Consider the following 16,357-nt stretch of genomic DNA (forward strand, 5'->3'; position numbering starts at 1 on the left):
CGAACTGCCTGATGCAACCCTAGTCAGGAGGCCGGCATAGCCGTTAGGAGGATTTTGCACATCGCTAGGATTATTTTGCGCGACATCACCCGTAGACTTGTCACGCCGGAATGGCGATAAAAACTGGATTTGTTATAAGAATTAATTCGGCGCGGTGATGGCACATTGACGATACTTCCGGCTAAAGGCAGCAGAACCACTGAGTAGGCATATGACGTCGAATCTGACCGGAAAGCCAAGGTTGTTGTGGTTCGATCTGACTCACGATCGGTCCACCAAGGAACTCGCCAGCCAGTTCGAGCAAGCCTGCCATTGCTCGCTGGCCACCAACGCGACGCTGCCGGGTGGCGAACAGGTCGACATGATCTGCATTCACTTCGACCGGCCGGACACCCCTGGTCTGAGGCGGTTGCTGGAGATCAAGCGGGCCGTGCCGACCATTCCCATCACCATGTTCACCGTGCAGCACTCCGAAGAGCTGGCGGTCTGGGCCATGCGTTCCAATGTCTGGGAATACATGGTCCTGCCCCTTTCTGCCACCGAGAGAAAGCGCTACCTGACGGCAGTGGTGCAATTGTGCGAGTTGCGACGCAATACCGGCAGCCGGGGCAAAACGTCGCTGATCGACCACTCCCCTACCCTGCCGGATAGCATCCGCCTGACCTCCGGGCATCAGAAACACCAGGCCCTCAACCATATCCTGCTGTACATCGACCAGCATTTTCGCGACAGCATCGATCAGCGTGACCTGGCCAAACGTTGCGGCATGACCACGTTTCGCTTCAGTCGCCTGTTCAAGGAGGCCAACGGGTTGGGCTTTACCGACTATGTCCTGAACAAACGCATGAGTTTTGCCAAGGACCTGCTGGATAACAGCGAGATGCCCATCACCAGCATTGGCTACGAAGCCGGTTTCAAGGACCCGTCCTACTTTGCCCGCGCCTTCAAGCAGTACGCCAGCTGCACCCCCAGCGAATACCGCCTGGCGCGACAAGTGCGTACGCCGGTAGCCACACCATCGGTGCCGGAGGAAGCGAGTACTGCAGCGCTTGAAAGCCTGGTACATAGCCTGGAAGGATGACGGCCCAACAAAGGCGATGATTACGAAAAAATTGCGAAAGAAAGTTAGGCCCTCTTCTTTTCGACGGGTGATTCAGAACGAGGCAGTGATAACAAAGTGCGGTGCGTGTTGTGTGGCCTATAGAAACCGAAACATCGCCGCCGACTGACGTTTAGTTAGCAAAAAGATTACATAGGGTAGGCATCCCCCTACTAACCCCCGGATCGCAAGCAACCAGACCGCGAAAATATGCTATCGCCAGACTGTTGACGACAAAAATCCCCTATGCAAGACTGCCGTGGCTGATAAAAATAAACGTACTCTCTGGCGCTAAAACCGCCATTGCCAATACAGACTAATATTTTCAAAAATTTGATGAGTTTGTGACTGTAGCGCCCCACCCTTCACAATAAAAGCAAAAAAACCAACCACCATCGAGACTAAAAAAATGAGCACATGGCTTCCCCTTATTGCAGTAGTTGCGATTGTTGCACTGTATGTTTTCCTGAAGAAAAAGGGCATCATCAAGTAAGCAAACCGTCCTGAGCAACACCTTGCAAGCACAACAGAGTTGTCCACTTGCAACCCACCGCCCTGCTTCACGCAGGGCTTTTTTTATAGAGAGCATTATTTGAATGAACGTGTATCTGATCATTTCTGTAATAGCCATTATTTTCATAATATATATAGGCATAACGGCCAAATACAGCTCATCCAGAAGAAAAAACCAGATAGAACAATTTTCCAACGACCATACCGAACTGGAGATTGATAACGAACAGTTATCTACACTCACTTTCGGCGCTATATCGGCTATTCTGCACAGAGAAAATTTCTGGGTCATGTCACCGCAACAAGGCTTGGATAAAAGCTTCTACGGCCTGAAAAGACAATGGAAAATCACCTCGAAAGAGGAAGCGCAATCGACACTGAACACTCTACTCGGCCTGGAGGCAAGCAATGAGGTAGACATACGTATACAAAACGATTCCATCAAAGGGCTGACTAAAATACAGAACGAAATCTCGAAACTATTAAAAATCCCAGCCCAGGCAGTTACGGCTATCACCTCGACCTTCGCTTATGATTTATCGCGCGCCGTCGAAGTGGCGAAGTGGAGTTTCTGGAATGGATACCTGACAGAAGAAGAAATGTGGGCATCTATATCAAGGGTTCCTGAAATGGCTCGTCAGCGAAGCGCCGATTGGGAAGAATACAGCATCTCTTTCCTTCTAGGCTTCACGCTTGACATTCCCTCCCCGGAAGAACTGGATGAATGCCATATCATTGTGAAACACCTGTTATCGGGGACCAGCTGGGATTATACGGGCATGCGCATCCCTGCGATCTACACTGACATCCAATTTAACGCTCAGTAATAGAGCCAGGAATTATATGTTACTCACCAGCGCCTCAATCCTGGCATTAGCATGCGCCTGCTATGCACTGATAAAGATTTTAAGTCTTTATAAAAACAGGCAATTCATAGCGAAACAGTCTGGAAGACCGCTGACTGACGCTCAAAAGAAAGGCTTGGCTTATGGGGGTATTCTTTTTGCAATGCGGGATGAAAACATCCTGACATTCTATCCTGACAAAAATATTCTTCTCTATCCTTTCGGACTTAAAAACCAATGGCAGATTACCTGCCCCACCGAAGCGAAAGAAGCCATCAACGAACTGCTGGAGCGCCAGAGAAGCCAGGAATATGATCTTTCCATTCAACACAGCACCCTTAATACCGATCTCATCTGGAAGGCCATCTCCAGACAAATTGATATCCCGGTTACCGAGCTGAAGGACACCACCTCGACCTATGCGTGGGACTTGGCAAGAGCTGTCTCGCTCTCGAAATGGTGCTACTGGTGCGGGTACATTACCGAAGATGAAACCTGGGACTTCATTTCTTCAGCATCCAGTCAGGCAAGCGAGTTAGGCAGTAACTGGCGGGACTATACGATTTCTTTTCTGTTGGGCCGGACAATTCAAGGCTTCGATCTGGATGATGTAGCCTTGATCGCGAAAGCCTTGATCAATGGGCAGGCATCAGACAAGACGAATAAAATTCAAGACATTGACATCTATCAGCGATTCGATTTCAAAACCTAAGCTCTGTACGAAAAGTCTTGAGACAAAGGTCAGGCAAGGCGAAAACAGCCGAGCAAGCGCAGTGTACTGGAGTACATGAGCATTCCGAGGCTGTTTTCAACGCAGCATGAACGAGTATCAAGGCCTTTCGTACAGAGCCTAGTGGATCCATACGTTCGGAAGCTTATGCGCAAGGCGCCATATCAGGTGCAAAAAAAACGCCGCTCATTGAGCGGCGTTTTTTTGAATTTGGAGCGGGAAACGAGACTCGAACTCGCGACCCCGACCTTGGCAAGGTCGTGCTCTACCAACTGAGCTATTCCCGCAAATGGCGTCCCCTAGGGGACTCGAACCCCTGTTACCGCCGTGAAAGGGCGGTGTCCTAGGCCACTAGACGAAGGGGACACGCTGCCCGGAACACATGGTGTGTGTTCCAGTGCCCAGACCCGAACCCGAAGGTATCGTTTCTGGTTTCACTCAACCCTGCCCGAAAGCAAGATTGTTTAAAATTGGAGCGGGAAACGAGACTCGAACTCGCGACCCCGACCTTGGCAAGGTCGTGCTCTACCAACTGAGCTATTCCCGCATTGGCGTCCCCTAGGGGACTCGAACCCCTGTTACCGCCGTGAAAGGGCGGTGTCCTAGGCCACTAGACGAAGGGGACACACGTACAACATTCACTGCTTATGGCGTTTGGCTGAGTGCTTTACGCTGTAAGTGGCGCGCATTCTATGGATGGATTGAGGGGTCGTCAACCCCCAGATATAAATTTATTTAAATCAATGACTTCGACCGGTTTGAGGAACGATTTGCAGATTTTGCCTGCCCAGTCTCTGACGCCTATATTCTGTCGTCTGCCAAGACGTTATAGTCGCGCCCGGCAAATAGTGGCAATGTGCATCTACGCTACCGTGTCTCTAATAAGCCGCACGCCCGTCTAATCTCGTCGTTCGGGCCTATGCGCTTAAAAGCCTAGCCACTACACTGATCTATGCGAACCCTATTAAAGAGGTCTTACCGGTGACACCACTCATGATCACCCTGCTCGTCGTAGCCGGGATCGCACTGTTGATCGCCATTGGCTACATGAACCATGTGGCGGAAAACAGCAAGCTGGAAAAGGCCCGCACCAAGGTTGAGCTCAACGACCGCCTGCGTCGTTGCGGCGAGCTCACCGAAACCTTTCCCGGCCAGTTTATGACCCCGGCCCTGAAGCTGCTGATCACCCGCCTTGAGATCAATGTCTGCCAGCGCTTGCTGGGCATAGAGAAGACCAATGCAGCGGTGAAAGCACGCCTGGACGAACTGAGCGCCCTGGCGGCCCAGGGCGAATCGATCCCGGTGAACAATCCCCCGGCTCCGATCCAGACCGAAGCCAAGGCCAAGGACGTCCGGTTCCTGCTCGAGGCCTTGCACGGCCAGATCACCCGCGCCGCCCAGGACGGCTTCCTGCCGCCCAACGAAGCCAAGCGCTGGATCCGCGAAGTGCGGCACATCCTGGTGCTGCTACACATCGAGTTCTTCAACAACCTCGGCCAACAGGCCTTGCAGCAGGAGCAACCGGGGCAGGCTCGCCTGGCATTCGAACGTGGCGTGCAGTACCTGCGCAAACAGCAGGAACCGCAGCTCTATGCCGAGCAACTGGCTTACCTCGAGAAACTCCTGACCCGCGTCAATGCCATGGTCCTGGCCAGCACCAAGGCGGCCGAAGGTGAAGTCAACCAGTTGACCGAAGGTTTGAAGGAAGACGAAATAAACGATGAATGGAAGAAGAAGAAGGTTTACGACTGAGGCCAAGTCGCCCCTTATTGCGGCGAGAGGATTTCCGCGGGGCTGCGAAGCAGCCCTACGTTGTTAACTGATACACCGAATGTTCAGGTTTTTGGGGCCGCTTCGCAGCCCAGCGGGGCGGTGCGACGTTTCGATAAATCCCCTCGCCACAGGTTATGGTCTCAAGCTGCCTACGTCACAACCTGAAATGCCCCACCATCCCCTTCAGCTCAACACCCAACTGCGCCAGTTCAATGCTGGACGCTGCGTTGCCCTGCATCGCAAGAGAGGACTGATCGGCACTGGCGCGAATGCTGGTGACGCTGCGGTTGATTTCTTCGGCGACCGAGCTCTGCTGTTCGGCTGCGGCGGCAATCTGCTGGTTCATCTGCTGAATCAGCGACACGGCTGCCGCAATGCTACCCAGGGCACTCTCGGTCTGCAGGGCATCGCTGACCGCCATCTTCACCAGCTCGCCGCTGCTCTGGATCTGCTGCACGGAAGTCTGGGCGGCTGAACGCAAGGCGCTCACCAACCGCTCGATTTCCTCGGTGGATTGTTGTGTGCGCTTGGCCAGCGCCCGCACTTCATCGGCCACCACCGCAAAGCCCCTGCCCTGCTCACCGGCGCGAGCCGCCTCGATCGCGGCATTGAGTGCCAGCAGGTTGGTTTGCTCGGCGACACTCTTGATCACGCTCAATACCGTGCCGATGTTCTGGATCTCGGCGCTGAGGCTTTCGATACTGGAACTGGCTGACGTGGCCGAGTCGGCCAGTTGCTCGATACGCGCCATACTCTGGCGCACCACCTGCTGGCCACTTTCGACTTTGTCGTCGGCGGTCTGGGCCGCCTGGGCCGCTTCCTCGGCATTGCGCGCCACATCGTGCACGGTGGCGGTCATCTGGTTCATGGCCGTGGCAACCTGCTCGGTTTCCTCTTTCTGGCTGCTGACTTCCAGGTTGGTCTGTTCGGTCACGGCCGACAATGACTGGGCGGAATTGGCCAACTGCTCGATACCGGACTGCAACCCACTGACGATACTGCTCAGCCCGGCACCCATCTGCTGCATGGCCAGCATCAACTGCCCGATTTCATCCCGGCGCGTCACTTCAACCGTTGCACTCAAGTCTCCCCCGGCAATTTGCTGGGCGACACGAATGACGCTGCGCAACGGTGCCACGATCAATCGGGTAATGACCCAGGCCGCAATCAACCCCACCAGCAACGCCAGCGCCGACGAACCAATGATCAGCAGCGAGTTCTTTTTCAGCTCAGCCTGCATGGCTTGATCTTCGGCCTCATAGGCCTGGTCGACCCGATCCACCACTTGGGCGGCCCGTTCGTGCAGCTGCCGGGAAATGACCTTCTCCTGAGCCAACAGGCCGGTATATTCGGCAAGTTTCTCGTTGAATCCGGCGATGTGCCCGGCCACTTCGTTGATGACGGTCTGGTAGCCCGGATCCTTGATCGTAGTCTTGAGGATTTCGGCCTGCTTCATGGCCTGCTCGGCCTGTTCGATCTGGCCTTGCCCGGCCTCCTCACTGCCTTTGCGGGTCTGATCGAGGCGCACCCGCGCCTCATTCATGGCCACCAGCATCAACCGCGACACCTCACTGACCTGGCCGGCTTGTTCAACGAACTCGGCCCCCTCCTTGCCCTGGGTGTCTTTCAACGTGTAGGTGCCATCATCCGCCAACCCCGCCCGCAGCACATCGAGGTTATTGGCGACGCTGGACACCGACCAACTGGCCATCTCCAGGGCCAGGTCCTTGCTCTGGCTCAATCCGACGAACTCGTCGAATGCCTTGCGATACGCCACCAGGGCCTGCTCCACATCGTTCATCACCAGCACATTGGCAGCCGACTGCGCCTTGAGCTCGTTTGCCTTGGCGATCAAGCTGTCGACGCCCTGGTGCAGGACATCGACCGTCTTGGGATCGGAACGCAAGGCATAGTCCCGTTCAAGCAGCCGGATCTTGAGCAGCTCGCTACTGAACGAGGACATTTGCTTCAAACCATCGAAGCGCTGACTGATGGTTTGCAAGGACCAGACGCCGATGGCCGCCACGACAGCCGTGAGCAGCAGCACCATGACAAACCCGATCCCCAACTTCTTTGCCATACCCAGGTTGGCAAAACGTCTTTGCACGGCCGAAATCATTGCGCTCAGTCCTCTGCCAGTGTGTGTAATCGCAGATTCGCAACGAGACGCCCCATCGCACAAGATGCTGGCGTCGGAATAATGGCAAAAAGCTACGGCTTCGTCGTTTTCAGAACGTTTGAGGTCGATTCAGACCCGCGGCCCGGAAGAACGCCAACGCCCTGGAGTCCCGGGCATAGGTCACGTTGATCCGTAGCCAGTCACTGTCGACACCCGAAGGGCTGAACGCTGTACGCGAAGACAGCAGCACGCCAAACCGCTTGGCCAGGCGCTGTAATCCAGCGTAGTCGCACATGGGCGGACGTGCCCAGATGAATAGCCCACCAGCCGGTTTGCCGAAGATTGTCCAGTCGGCGTCCTCCAGTACCTGGAGCACCGCGGCCATTTCGGTACCCAGGCGTTGCCGCTGACGCTGGACGAGCTTGCGATAGGCGCCGTTGGCCAACAGGCCGGCGACAACCGACTCGCAGAACCGCGAGCCGCCCATGCTGGTGACCTCCTTGACCTTGCTCAAGCGCTCGATGATCGCCGCCCCGGCCACCACGAAGCCGACCCGCAAGGAGCTGCTCAGGGTTTTCGAGAAGCTGCCCACATAAAGCACGTCCGCATCCAGCGCTGCCAACCGGGTCCGCGTGGTGCTCTGGAAATCGGCATAAACGTCGTCTTCGATGACCAGCACCGCATGTTTGCGGGTCAGTTGCAGCAGCCGCTGGGCCACGGCGGGCGCCAGGCAACTGCCGGTGGGGTTGTGACACGCGCTGTTGATGAACAAGGCGCTGGGCCGGTGGGTCGCCAACAACGCTTGTAACGCGTCGACATCCGGACCCCGTGGTGTCCTGGGTAACTCGATCATGTCGATCCCATGGAGCCTGAGCAGCTCGAACAGGCTCGAATAGCCGGGGCTCTCCACCACGACGCAACATCCCGGCCGCAGCAGTGTCCGCACGATCAGGTCCAGGCCATGGGTCGCCCCCGTCGTGGTCAGGATGAGGTTTTCATCCACGTTGATATTGAGCTGCTTCAGACGCCTGGACAGTTGCTCACGCAAGGCGGGCAACCCCAGGGGCGTGCTGTAGTTGAACAGCCCCGCCATGTCGGTGCGGGAGACCTGGCGGATCGCATAGGCCAGGTCGTCGCTTTCGCGCCAACGCTCGGGCAATCCGCCGCTGCCCAACTTCAGTTCCCACTGCACACTCTCGGCTGAATCGGCGCGGGGACACTGCACCTCATCCGGCACGCCCTTGCCGCAGGGTCCGGGCCTGATCGAAGAAGGCGATGCGACGAAAAAACCCGAACCATGGCGGGAAGCCAATATTCCTTGGGCGACCAGGCGTTCACACGCTTCATTGACGCTGGACTGGCTGAGCAGATTCTCTCGCGCCAATTGGCGGATGGAGGGCAGACGGGTCCCCGGTTGCACCCCATCCTGTCGAATCCAGCCGGCCAGCGCATCGACAATTTGCTGCACGACAGGCACCAGGGCCTGCCGGTCGATTCTCAACTCCATGAGTAACCAAGCTCCTAAGCGATTGTTTTATTTCCAGAAACAGTCGGTTTTCCGATGGCAGTTAAGCACAGGGTGCCGCCGGACGATGTACGACAACGTCGTCAAAAGGGTCGATTCTCACGCCTTGAAACACATTGACGGGCCGATCCAGGGAATTTCCAGTCGCCCAAGAAAAAGCCCGCGACAAGTGCGGGCTTTTTCCTACAATCCAGTTCCTTTAGAAGGCCGTGACACCACCGTCCACCGCCAGTGAATGGCCGGTGGTGAACGCTGCGCCATCGCTGCACAAGTACAGCACCGCGCTGGCAATTTCCTCGACCTTGCCGATACGTCCTACCGGGTGCATGGCATTGGCGAAATCACCCTTCTTCGGGTCGGTTTCATAGGCACGGCGGAACATATCGGTGTCGATCACTGCCGGGCAGACCGCGTTCACGCGGATCTTCTTCTTGGCGTATTCGATGGCGGCCGATTTGGTCAGGCCGATCACGGCATGCTTGGAGGCCGCATAGATGCTCATTTTCGGCGCCGCGCCCAGGCCGGCAATCGAGGCGGTATTGACAATGGCACCGCCGCCCTGGGCCAGCAGCAGCGGCAACTGGTATTTCATGCACAGCCAGACACCCTTCACGTTGACGCCCATGATCGCGTCGAACTCATCGAGAGTGCCGTCGGCCAGCTTGCCCTTCTCGATCTCGATCCCGGCATTATTGAAGGCATAATCGAGACGACCATAGGTACTGATCACCTCGTTCATCAGGTTCCGCACGTCGCTTTCCAGTGTCACGTTGCAGCGCACGAACACCGCGTCGCCGCCAGCCTCGCGAATCAACTGGACCGTGCCCTCGCCACCCGCCACATCCAGGTCGGCCGCCACGACCTTCAGGCCTTCCGCGGCGAACGCACGGGCGGTGGCGCGGCCGATGCCCGCGGCGGCACCGGTGACTACGACGACTTGTCCGGAAAACGTCATGCTCATTGTCAGTTCCTTGAAGGATGCAGGGGTGGCGCCAGTGTAGCCACAGCCCGGCGTGGCGCAGCAGCACTATCCAGATGCCGGTTAAGCATCCATGGACACCAGTGATAAGAGCCCCGGCGGCATTATCACCGGGTTGTATCGGCCTGCATTCGCTACCCCGGCAAACCTTGCGACAAGCGCTTCGAAGGGCTATCAACAAAGCTTCATTTCATCTCGAGTACCCACCATGACTGCCCAGACCAATCGCCAGTTCCTGCTCGCCAAACGCCCGGTGGGCGCCGCGACCCGCGAGACCTTCACTTATCAGCAAGTACCGGTCGGCGAACCGGCGGCCGGCCAGATCCTGGTAAAGAACGAGTACTTGTCCCTGGACCCGGCCATGCGCGGCTGGATGAACGAGGGCAAGTCCTATATCGCGCCGGTGGGCATCGGTGAAGTGATGCGTGCATTGGGCGTTGGCCAGGTGATTGCCTCGAACAACCCAGGGTTTGCGGTCGGGGACTACGTCAACGGAGCACTGGGCGTGCAGGATTATTTCCTCGGCGAGCCAAGAGGTTTCTACAAGGTCGATCCGAAACTGGCGCCGCTGCCGCGTTATTTATCCGCCCTGGGCATGACGGGCATGACTGCTTACTTCGCGCTGCTGGACGTCGGCGCCCCCAAGGCCGGTGAAACCGTGGTGCTGTCGGGTGCCGCCGGCGCGGTGGGCAGCATCGCCGGGCAGATTGCCAAGATCAAAGGCTGTCGTGTGGTCGGCATCGCCGGTGGGGCCGACAAATGCAAGTTCCTGATCGACGAGCTGGGCTTCGACGGTGCCATCGACTACAAGAGCGAAGACGTCCAGGCGGGCCTCAAACGCGAATGCCCCAAAGGCGTCGATGTGTATTTCGACAACGTCGGCGGTGACATTCTGGATGCCGTGCTCAGCCGCTTGAACCTCAAGGCCCGCGTGGTGATTTGTGGCGCCATCAGCCAGTACAACAACAAGGAAGCGGTGAAAGGCCCCGCCAACTACCTGTCCCTGCTGGTGAACCGGGCACGCATGGAAGGCTTCGTGGTCATGGACTACGCCGCCCAGTTCGCCGCCGCCGGCCAGGAAATGGCCGGATGGATGGCCAAGGGGCAGCTCAAGAGCAAGGAAGACATCGTCGAAGGGTTGGAGACATTTCCCGAGACGCTGACCAAATTGTTCAGCGGAGAGAACTTCGGGAAACTCGTCCTCAAGGTCTGACCGGTCACGATCCAAAAACCTGTGGGAGTGAGCCTGCTCGCGATAGCGGTCGGTCAGTTGACGGGGATGTCGACTGACACGGCCTCATCGCGAGCAAGCTCGCTCCCACATTGATTTTCAGTGCGGGATCAGGCCAGTTCAGCCACGACCGCCGCCAGCGCCTTGGCCGGATCGGCCGCCTGGCTGATCGGACGGCCGATCACCAGGTAATCGGAACCGGCGTCCAGTGCCTGGCGCGGGGTCAGGATACGGCGTTGATCGTCCTGGGCACTGCCCGCCGGACGGATACCCGGGGTGACCAACTGCAGCGACGGATGCGCCGTTTTCAAGGCATTGGCTTCCAGGGCCGAGCAGACCAGACCGTCCATACCGGCCTTCTCGGCCAACGCCGCCAGGCGCAACACCTGCTCCTGAGGCTCGATGTCCAGGCCGATCCCCGCCAGGTCCTCGCGCTCCATGCTGGTCAACACGGTCACGCCAATCAGCAACGGTTTCGGGCCGCTGCGCTGATCCAGCACGTCACGGCAGGCCGCCATCATGCGCAGGCCACCGGAACAGTGCACATTGACCATCCACACGCCCATCTCCGCGGCAGCCTTGACGGCCATGGCGGTGGTGTTGGGGATATCGTGGAATTTCAGGTCGAGGAACACTTCGAACCCCTTGTCACGCAGGGTGCCGACGATCTCCGACGCGCAGCTGGTGAACAGTTCCTTGCCGACTTTGACCCGGCAGAGCTTCGGGTCCAACTGGTCGGCCAGCTTCAGGGCGGCGTCACGGGTAGGGAAATCCAGGGCGACGATAATAGGCGTCTGGCAGGCGGACATGAGCGGGCTCTCAGGCAAGTCGAAATCGGCGCGCATTGTAGCGGAACCAGCGCCCGTGGGGGACCCGATGATCGGTAAATCATCATCGCGCCCCGCTGAGCATGGACAACGCTCCCACAAGGATTGCGTCTGGCCTGCATTAAGCACGGCTCTGCCGCAGAAAAGCGACGGCGACCTGATGCAGCATGGGCCTGACCTCACAAAAGCCAGGCTCATTAACCAGAATCACACTTGTGGCGAGAGGATTTATCCCCTCGCCGCAGATAAATCCTTCATCACGGTTTCTTGACCGTACAGCCTCACCGCGCCTGGCTCTTGCTCCAATCCGTCAGCAGGCTGTACGCCACCGCCAGCAGCGTGGGGCCGATGAACAGGCCGATGAAACCGAAAGCGATCAAGCCACCGAACACCCCCAGCAGGACGATGACCAAGGGCAGGTTTCCACCACGGCTGATCAAGTAGGGTTTGAGCACGTTGTCCACGCCGCTGATGATGAACGTACCCCAGATGCCGAGGAACACCGCCATTCCGTACTCGCCCTTCCACACCAGCCAGGCCGTTGCGGGGATCCACACCAGTGGCGGCCCCATGGGAATCAGGCTGAGCAGGAACGTGATGATGCCCAGCACCAGCGCCCCCGGTACCCCGGCGATCAGGAAGCCGATCAGTGCCAGCAAGGCCTGGGCGGCGGCAGTACCGATCACGCCGTTGACCACCCGTTGCACCGTACCGGCCACCAGCTCGATGTAGTAACCGGCACGGTCACCGATCAGACGTTCGAGCAGCCCGTGGACAAACGCCGCAAGGCGCGGGCCGTCGCGATAGAAAAAGAACACGAACACGATGCTCAGGGTCAGTTCGAGCATGCCGCCGCCAATCTGCTTGCTGCGGGCCAGCAACCAGTTACCGACCTGTCCCAGGTACGGCTTGATCGCCACCATCATCGCCGCCCCCTGCTGGTCAATGCTGTTCCACACAGCAACCAGCCGCCCGCCCACCAGCGGCAAGCCGCCCAGCCAGGCCGGGGCATCGGGCAGGCCATCGACCTGCACATCCCTGATGAACGCCGTGGCATCGCGCACATGATCGGCCAGGTTGAACCCCAACCACACCAGAGGTACCGCCACCAACAGCATCCAACCTACCGTCAGCACCGCCGCCGCGAGGGACTCGCGACCATTGACCCAGCGGGTCAGCAAACGCATCAGCGGCCAACTGGCAAAGGCCAGCACCGCCCCCCAGAACAGCGCCGACCAGAACGGCGCCATGACCCACAGGCTTGCACCGAACAACACCAGGAGCAGGATCTGCACCAACAGCCGATCGTTATTGAGCATGAACAGTCTCGAAGAATGAACAGGACCGGGGCAGCGGCACAACGTCCGCTGCCCCGCACGGATTAACGCAGCAACTCAAGGTGAAGGCCCGCCGTATCGCCGCCACCGGCCGTTTCCATCCGCGCCTCACGAACACCCTGCTCCGCCAGCGCCTGGCGCCAGGCCTCGGCCTTGGACCCAGCGAGGCTGACCCGCAGGCCGGTGTCCAGGTTCAGCGCCCGGGACAGCAGGCGTAGCCAGGTCTCGTCCGGTTCACCGGCAAGGCGTGGCAAATCCAGCACGCCGGTGTCCTTGAGCTGGCGCAGCAGCGTGGCAGAGGTCGGCAGCAAATCCCCCAGTGGAGCGCTCGCCTCGAACTGCTCGACATGCAGGTAGGCCTTGCGATTGCCGCGGGCGATGCCATATAGCGCAATCAAGGTGTTGTCCGTCGGCGGCGCCAGGCGCAGCAGCAGATAGGCCTGACCGTTGTCGGCCCCGTAGAGCTTGGCGTTGCCGAACACTTCGTTGGCCCAGAGGCTGCTTTCGCCGCAATCACGGGCCTGGCACCAGTACAACAACTCGGCACCTTGCTGCTGCAAGGCTTCGCGAGCGGCGGTAAAGGCCTGCGTGGCGGAATGTTCCGGCGGCAGCTCATACGTCACCGACGTGACGGCGCCACGGCCATCGACCTGCCCGTCGAAACGCAACTGGCCGCTGATCTTGCGAATCGAGCCCAGGGGGTAGATGCGCTCGACGTCGCTGGTTTGCCGGTAATCGACAATCTGCGCGTCGGGCAGGCGCGGCACGCGCTCCAGGTCCCGACTGCCGGGCACATCAGCGGCGAATGAGGTCGGGCTGGCGCAGGCCAGCGCCAACCAGGCAAGTGAATGAACGAATGATTTCATCGGATGAACTTGGCCTGGCGCCCGAGGACGAAACCGGCGTCGTGCCTGCGCCACAAGGCGGGTAAACAGAGCTCTGTCATGGTGGTCTCCCTTTCAACCCGCCCAGCCTCGACAGTTGCCCGACGCAAGTCAAGAAGTGCTGAAGAACCGATTGAAACAGTCTGCTACAAGCACGGCACCGGCTTCGTCGTTCAGGTGCAAATGATGGCCGCCGGGCAATTGTTCATGACTGAAGGGTAGACGCTCCAGCAATTCGGCGTGCCGGGCCAGCATGCCGTCGGCCGCCACGATCAGATGGGCGGGACAACCAATCCGCGCCACGAAGGCCATGGCCTGTTCGTCGGTCAGACGCAGCGGCGATGGCAAGGTCAGGCGGTTGTCGGTGCGCCAGGTGTAGCCTCCCGGTACCGGCATCAGACCTCGCTGGGCGAGCAGCTCGGCAGCCTCGCGGCTGACCGCCACCAACCCTTTCATGCGGGCTTCGATAGCCCGGTCGAGGGTTTTATAGACCGGTTTGGTCTTTTTCTGCAGATCAAGCTGCGCCTGCAGGGCCATGCCCATGCGTTCGGCCGCGTTGTCACCCTGGGCGGTCGGCGGAATGATGCCGTCGATCAACCCCAGGTGCGTCACCCGTTCCGGCAGGGCCCCGGCCAACACCAGCGACACGATGGCGCCCAGGGAATGCCCCAACAGGGCGAAACGCTGCAAGCCCAGTTGTTCGGCGACTTGCAGCACATCATGGGCATAATCCCACAGGGCGTAGCCGGCACCGGGCGGGCGGTGCCCCGAATGGCCATGACCGGCCATGTCCAGGGCAATGATCCGCAAGCCCTCGAGCCGGGGGGCCAGGCGGGCGAAACTGTTGGCGTTGTCCAGCCAGCCATGCAAAGCGATCACCGGGCGGCCGTCTTCCGGTCCGAACAGGTGGGCTGCCAGTTCGATGTGGGGCAGGCTCAGGCGGACTTCTTCGACGCCGTTCATGCGCCGCTCCCCTGCCAACGCTGGAACAGCCCCTTGAGCAGATCGGCCGTGTCCAGAGGATGCTCCAGGGGAAACATGTGACCGCCGGGCATGCTCAGGGATTCGCCCTGGGGCATGCTGCCCACCGAACGGGTGTGATGACGCATCACCACGCGACTTTGCCGACCGCGCACCACCGCCAGGGGCACCTTGAGCGTGCGTGCCCGACCGGGGCTGGTGTGCGGCACGCCGCGGTAGATGCTGATTTCCGTGGCCGGATCGAAGCGCAGTCGCAGGCGATCACCGACTTGTTGCAAGCCATGTTGCAGGTAGGCGTCGAAGCAATCCGGGTCGAAACCGCGAAACAGGGTCTTGCCGGAAAAATACAGCCGGGCCGCTTCCAGATCGGCGAACTCCTCGCGTCGGCCCAGGGTCCGGCCGGCCGGGGTCAGGCGGTCGATGAAGCCCAGGCGTTTGGCAGCCAGGATCACCCAGCGGTCCGTGCGGGTCAGGACCGGCGAATCGAGCATGACCACACCACGGTACAACCGAGGGCAGCGCAATGCCGCGTGCAAGTGCAGTACACCGCCCAGGGAATGACCGACACCCCACACCGGTTCAGGCTGTTGTTCCAGGTGATGGATCAACTCATCCACCAGGTTGTGCCAGTTATCGTCCACCGGGAAACGCGGGTCATGGCCATGCAGCTCCAGATGCGCGACCTGATACTGCGGCGCCAGCGCGGCAAACAGCTTGCCGTAGGTGGCCGAGGGAAAACCATTGGCGTGGGTGAAAAACACCTGTTGCGACATGACAGCCGATCCATTGGGGGGAACTGAGGCAGATTGTCCGCAGAAGCCTACGGCGCGGCAATGACCGTAACTGACAGGAATGATGACAGTCTGGCTTGGGCTATTGTGGCGAGGGGATTTATCCCCGCTGGGGTGCGAAGCAGCCCTGAAATCAGGCGACTCTGTCCGCCAGGCTTATCGGGTGAGCTGGTTTTGGGGGCGCTTCGCACCCCAACGGGGATAAATCCCCTCGCCACAACGGCCTGCGGAATCAGCACGCCGGCGGTTGCTCGCCCAGTGGCACCACCGCCATGGTCAGGCGCGATACGCAGTTGACCTTGCCTTCGTCGTTGCTCAGGCGGATGTCCCAGACCTGGGTGGTACGGCCCAGATGAACCATCCTGGCCGTGGCCGTCACCCGCCCGCTGCGCACGCCGCGCAGGTGGTTGGCATTGATTTCCAGGCCCACGCAATAGAACTTGCTGGTGTCCACGCACAGGTAGGCGGCCATGGAACCGACCGTTTCGGCCAGGACCACCGAAGCGCCACCATGCAGCAGGCCGAACGGCTGGTGAGTGCGGTGATCGACCACCATGCTGGCGGTCAGGGATTCGTCGTCGAACGACTCGAAACGAATATCCAGCACCTCGCTGATGGTGTTTTTAGCGGCAGCGTTCAGTTGTTCGATGTTGGGTGTGGTGCGCCACAGACTCATTGCTGTCCTTCCTTATAGCTCATGTAAAACACAGTTCCTGTGGCGAG

14 protein-coding genes, 4 tRNA genes and 1 pseudogene are annotated in these 16,357 nt (G+C 59.1%); 5 read left to right on the top strand and 14 right to left on the bottom strand.

Features of this window, described 5'->3' with window-relative positions; genetic code table 11:
* The first annotated feature begins 211 nt into the window (after window positions 1–211).
* From LOY35_RS20145 to LOY35_RS20155, 3 genes are all read left to right on the top strand, one after another.
* Entirely contained in the window at window positions 212–1,081 is an 870-nt protein-coding gene (locus tag LOY35_RS20145; RefSeq protein ID WP_258626134.1) for a DNA-binding response regulator, read from the top strand.
* Between the two features lie 614 nt (window positions 1,082–1,695).
* The gene (locus LOY35_RS20150; RefSeq protein WP_258626136.1) at window positions 1,696–2,439 is read left to right on the top strand and encodes a DUF1266 domain-containing protein; all 744 of its coding nucleotides are present in this window, start codon (window positions 1,696–1,698) and stop codon (window positions 2,437–2,439) included.
* A 16-nt stretch (window positions 2,440–2,455) separates the two neighbouring features.
* On the top strand, window positions 2,456–3,169 hold the full coding sequence (locus LOY35_RS20155) for a DUF1266 domain-containing protein (RefSeq protein WP_258626137.1): 714 nt from the start codon (window positions 2,456–2,458) through the stop codon (window positions 3,167–3,169).
* A 229-nt stretch (window positions 3,170–3,398) separates the two neighbouring features.
* Here LOY35_RS20155 and LOY35_RS20160 read toward each other — a convergent pair.
* From LOY35_RS20160 to LOY35_RS20175, 4 genes are all read right to left on the bottom strand, one after another.
* Window positions 3,399–3,474: transfer RNA gene (locus LOY35_RS20160), tRNA-Gly, on the bottom strand.
* A 3-nt stretch (window positions 3,475–3,477) separates the two neighbouring features.
* Window positions 3,478–3,553 (bottom strand) — tRNA-Glu (locus tag LOY35_RS20165).
* 105 nt (window positions 3,554–3,658) lie between these two features.
* Window positions 3,659–3,734: transfer RNA gene (locus LOY35_RS20170), tRNA-Gly, on the bottom strand.
* A gap of 2 nt (window positions 3,735–3,736) precedes the next feature.
* Window positions 3,737–3,812 (bottom strand) — tRNA-Glu (locus LOY35_RS20175).
* A 356-nt stretch (window positions 3,813–4,168) separates the two neighbouring features.
* Here LOY35_RS20175 and LOY35_RS20180 point away from each other — a divergent pair.
* Window positions 4,169–4,939, top strand: a complete 771-nt coding sequence (locus tag LOY35_RS20180; RefSeq protein WP_258626140.1) for a hypothetical protein — start codon at window positions 4,169–4,171, stop codon at window positions 4,937–4,939.
* A gap of 175 nt (window positions 4,940–5,114) precedes the next feature.
* On the opposite strand, the gene LOY35_RS28660 is transcribed toward LOY35_RS20180, so the two are convergent.
* From LOY35_RS28660 to LOY35_RS20195, 4 genes and pseudogenes are all read right to left on the bottom strand, one after another.
* The gene (locus LOY35_RS28660; RefSeq protein WP_408981263.1) at window positions 5,115–5,996 is read right to left on the bottom strand and encodes a methyl-accepting chemotaxis protein; all 882 of its coding nucleotides are present in this window, start codon (window positions 5,994–5,996) and stop codon (window positions 5,115–5,117) included.
* A 27-nt stretch (window positions 5,997–6,023) separates the two neighbouring features.
* Window positions 6,024–7,079: pseudogene (locus LOY35_RS28665) on the bottom strand (HAMP domain-containing protein); the annotation flags it as partial.
* A gap of 109 nt (window positions 7,080–7,188) precedes the next feature.
* Complete coding sequence (locus LOY35_RS20190) at window positions 7,189–8,586, bottom strand: PLP-dependent aminotransferase family protein (protein ID WP_258626145.1); 1,398 nt, start codon at window positions 8,584–8,586, stop codon at window positions 7,189–7,191.
* Between the two features lie 217 nt (window positions 8,587–8,803).
* Window positions 8,804–9,565, bottom strand: a complete 762-nt coding sequence (locus LOY35_RS20195) for an SDR family oxidoreductase (RefSeq protein WP_258626146.1) — start codon at window positions 9,563–9,565, stop codon at window positions 8,804–8,806.
* Between the two features lie 226 nt (window positions 9,566–9,791).
* On the opposite strand from LOY35_RS20195, the gene LOY35_RS20200 reads away from it, so the two are divergent.
* Window positions 9,792–10,796 (top strand): NADP-dependent oxidoreductase, encoded by a 1,005-nt coding sequence (locus tag LOY35_RS20200; RefSeq protein ID WP_024776953.1) that lies wholly within the window; start codon window positions 9,792–9,794, stop codon window positions 10,794–10,796.
* Between the two features lie 128 nt (window positions 10,797–10,924).
* Here the strand turns inward: LOY35_RS20200 and pyrF are convergent, their stop codons facing one another.
* The 6 genes from pyrF to LOY35_RS20230 form a co-directional block, all read right to left on the bottom strand.
* Window positions 10,925–11,623: an orotidine-5'-phosphate decarboxylase gene (pyrF, locus tag LOY35_RS20205; protein WP_258626148.1), complete on the bottom strand. Its 699-nt coding sequence runs from the start codon at window positions 11,621–11,623 to the stop codon at window positions 10,925–10,927.
* A 299-nt stretch (window positions 11,624–11,922) separates the two neighbouring features.
* The gene (locus tag LOY35_RS20210) at window positions 11,923–12,960 is read right to left on the bottom strand and encodes an AI-2E family transporter (protein ID WP_258626150.1); all 1,038 of its coding nucleotides are present in this window, start codon (window positions 12,958–12,960) and stop codon (window positions 11,923–11,925) included.
* Window positions 12,961–13,022: 62 nt separating this feature from the next.
* Window positions 13,023–13,844 carry a DUF4892 domain-containing protein gene (locus tag LOY35_RS20215; RefSeq protein ID WP_258626151.1) on the bottom strand — a complete coding sequence of 274 codons (822 nt, stop codon included), beginning with the start codon at window positions 13,842–13,844 and terminating at the stop codon, window positions 13,023–13,025.
* A 129-nt stretch (window positions 13,845–13,973) separates the two neighbouring features.
* A complete protein-coding gene (locus LOY35_RS20220) occupies window positions 13,974–14,825 on the bottom strand; it encodes an alpha/beta hydrolase (RefSeq protein WP_258626153.1) in 852 nt (283 codons plus the stop codon).
* Entirely contained in the window at window positions 14,822–15,616 is a 795-nt protein-coding gene (locus tag LOY35_RS20225; RefSeq protein WP_258626154.1) for an alpha/beta fold hydrolase, read from the bottom strand. Before LOY35_RS20225 ends, LOY35_RS20220 begins: the two co-directional genes overlap by 4 nt.
* Before the next feature lie 250 nt (window positions 15,617–15,866).
* A complete protein-coding gene (locus LOY35_RS20230; RefSeq protein ID WP_258626159.1) occupies window positions 15,867–16,310 on the bottom strand; it encodes a hotdog fold thioesterase in 444 nt (147 codons plus the stop codon).
* Window positions 16,311–16,357: the final 47 nt, after the last annotated feature.

This window comes from Pseudomonas sp. B21-028 (assembly GCF_024749045.1).
Lineage (GTDB): Bacteria > Pseudomonadota > Gammaproteobacteria > Pseudomonadales > Pseudomonadaceae > Aquipseudomonas.

Bases quoted from the DNA above. Each gene is read 5' to 3' on its own strand.
- LOY35_RS20145 (WP_258626134.1), top strand. From the start codon at position 212: ATGACGTCGAATCTGACCGGAAAGCCAAGGTTGTTGTGGTTCGATCTG.
- LOY35_RS20150 (WP_258626136.1), top strand. From the start codon at position 1,696: ATGAACGTGTATCTGATCATTTCTGTAATAGCCATTATTTTCATAATA.
- LOY35_RS20155 (WP_258626137.1), top strand. From the start codon at position 2,456: ATGTTACTCACCAGCGCCTCAATCCTGGCATTAGCATGCGCCTGCTAT.
- LOY35_RS28660 (WP_408981263.1), bottom strand. From the start codon at position 5,996: ATGCTGGCCATGCAGCAGATGGGTGCCGGGCTGAGCAGTATCGTCAGT.
- LOY35_RS20190 (WP_258626145.1), bottom strand. From the start codon at position 8,586: ATGGAGTTGAGAATCGACCGGCAGGCCCTGGTGCCTGTCGTGCAGCAA.
- LOY35_RS20195 (WP_258626146.1), bottom strand. From the start codon at position 9,565: ATGAGCATGACGTTTTCCGGACAAGTCGTCGTAGTCACCGGTGCCGCC.
- LOY35_RS20200 (WP_024776953.1), top strand. From the start codon at position 9,792: ATGACTGCCCAGACCAATCGCCAGTTCCTGCTCGCCAAACGCCCGGTG.
- pyrF (WP_258626148.1), bottom strand. From the start codon at position 11,623: ATGTCCGCCTGCCAGACGCCTATTATCGTCGCCCTGGATTTCCCTACC.
- LOY35_RS20210 (WP_258626150.1), bottom strand. From the start codon at position 12,960: ATGCTCAATAACGATCGGCTGTTGGTGCAGATCCTGCTCCTGGTGTTG.
- LOY35_RS20215 (WP_258626151.1), bottom strand. From the start codon at position 13,844: ATGAAATCATTCGTTCATTCACTTGCCTGGTTGGCGCTGGCCTGCGCC.
- LOY35_RS20220 (WP_258626153.1), bottom strand. From the start codon at position 14,825: ATGAACGGCGTCGAAGAAGTCCGCCTGAGCCTGCCCCACATCGAACTG.
- LOY35_RS20225 (WP_258626154.1), bottom strand. From the start codon at position 15,616: ATGTCGCAACAGGTGTTTTTCACCCACGCCAATGGTTTTCCCTCGGCC.
- LOY35_RS20230 (WP_258626159.1), bottom strand. From the start codon at position 16,310: ATGAGTCTGTGGCGCACCACACCCAACATCGAACAACTGAACGCTGCC.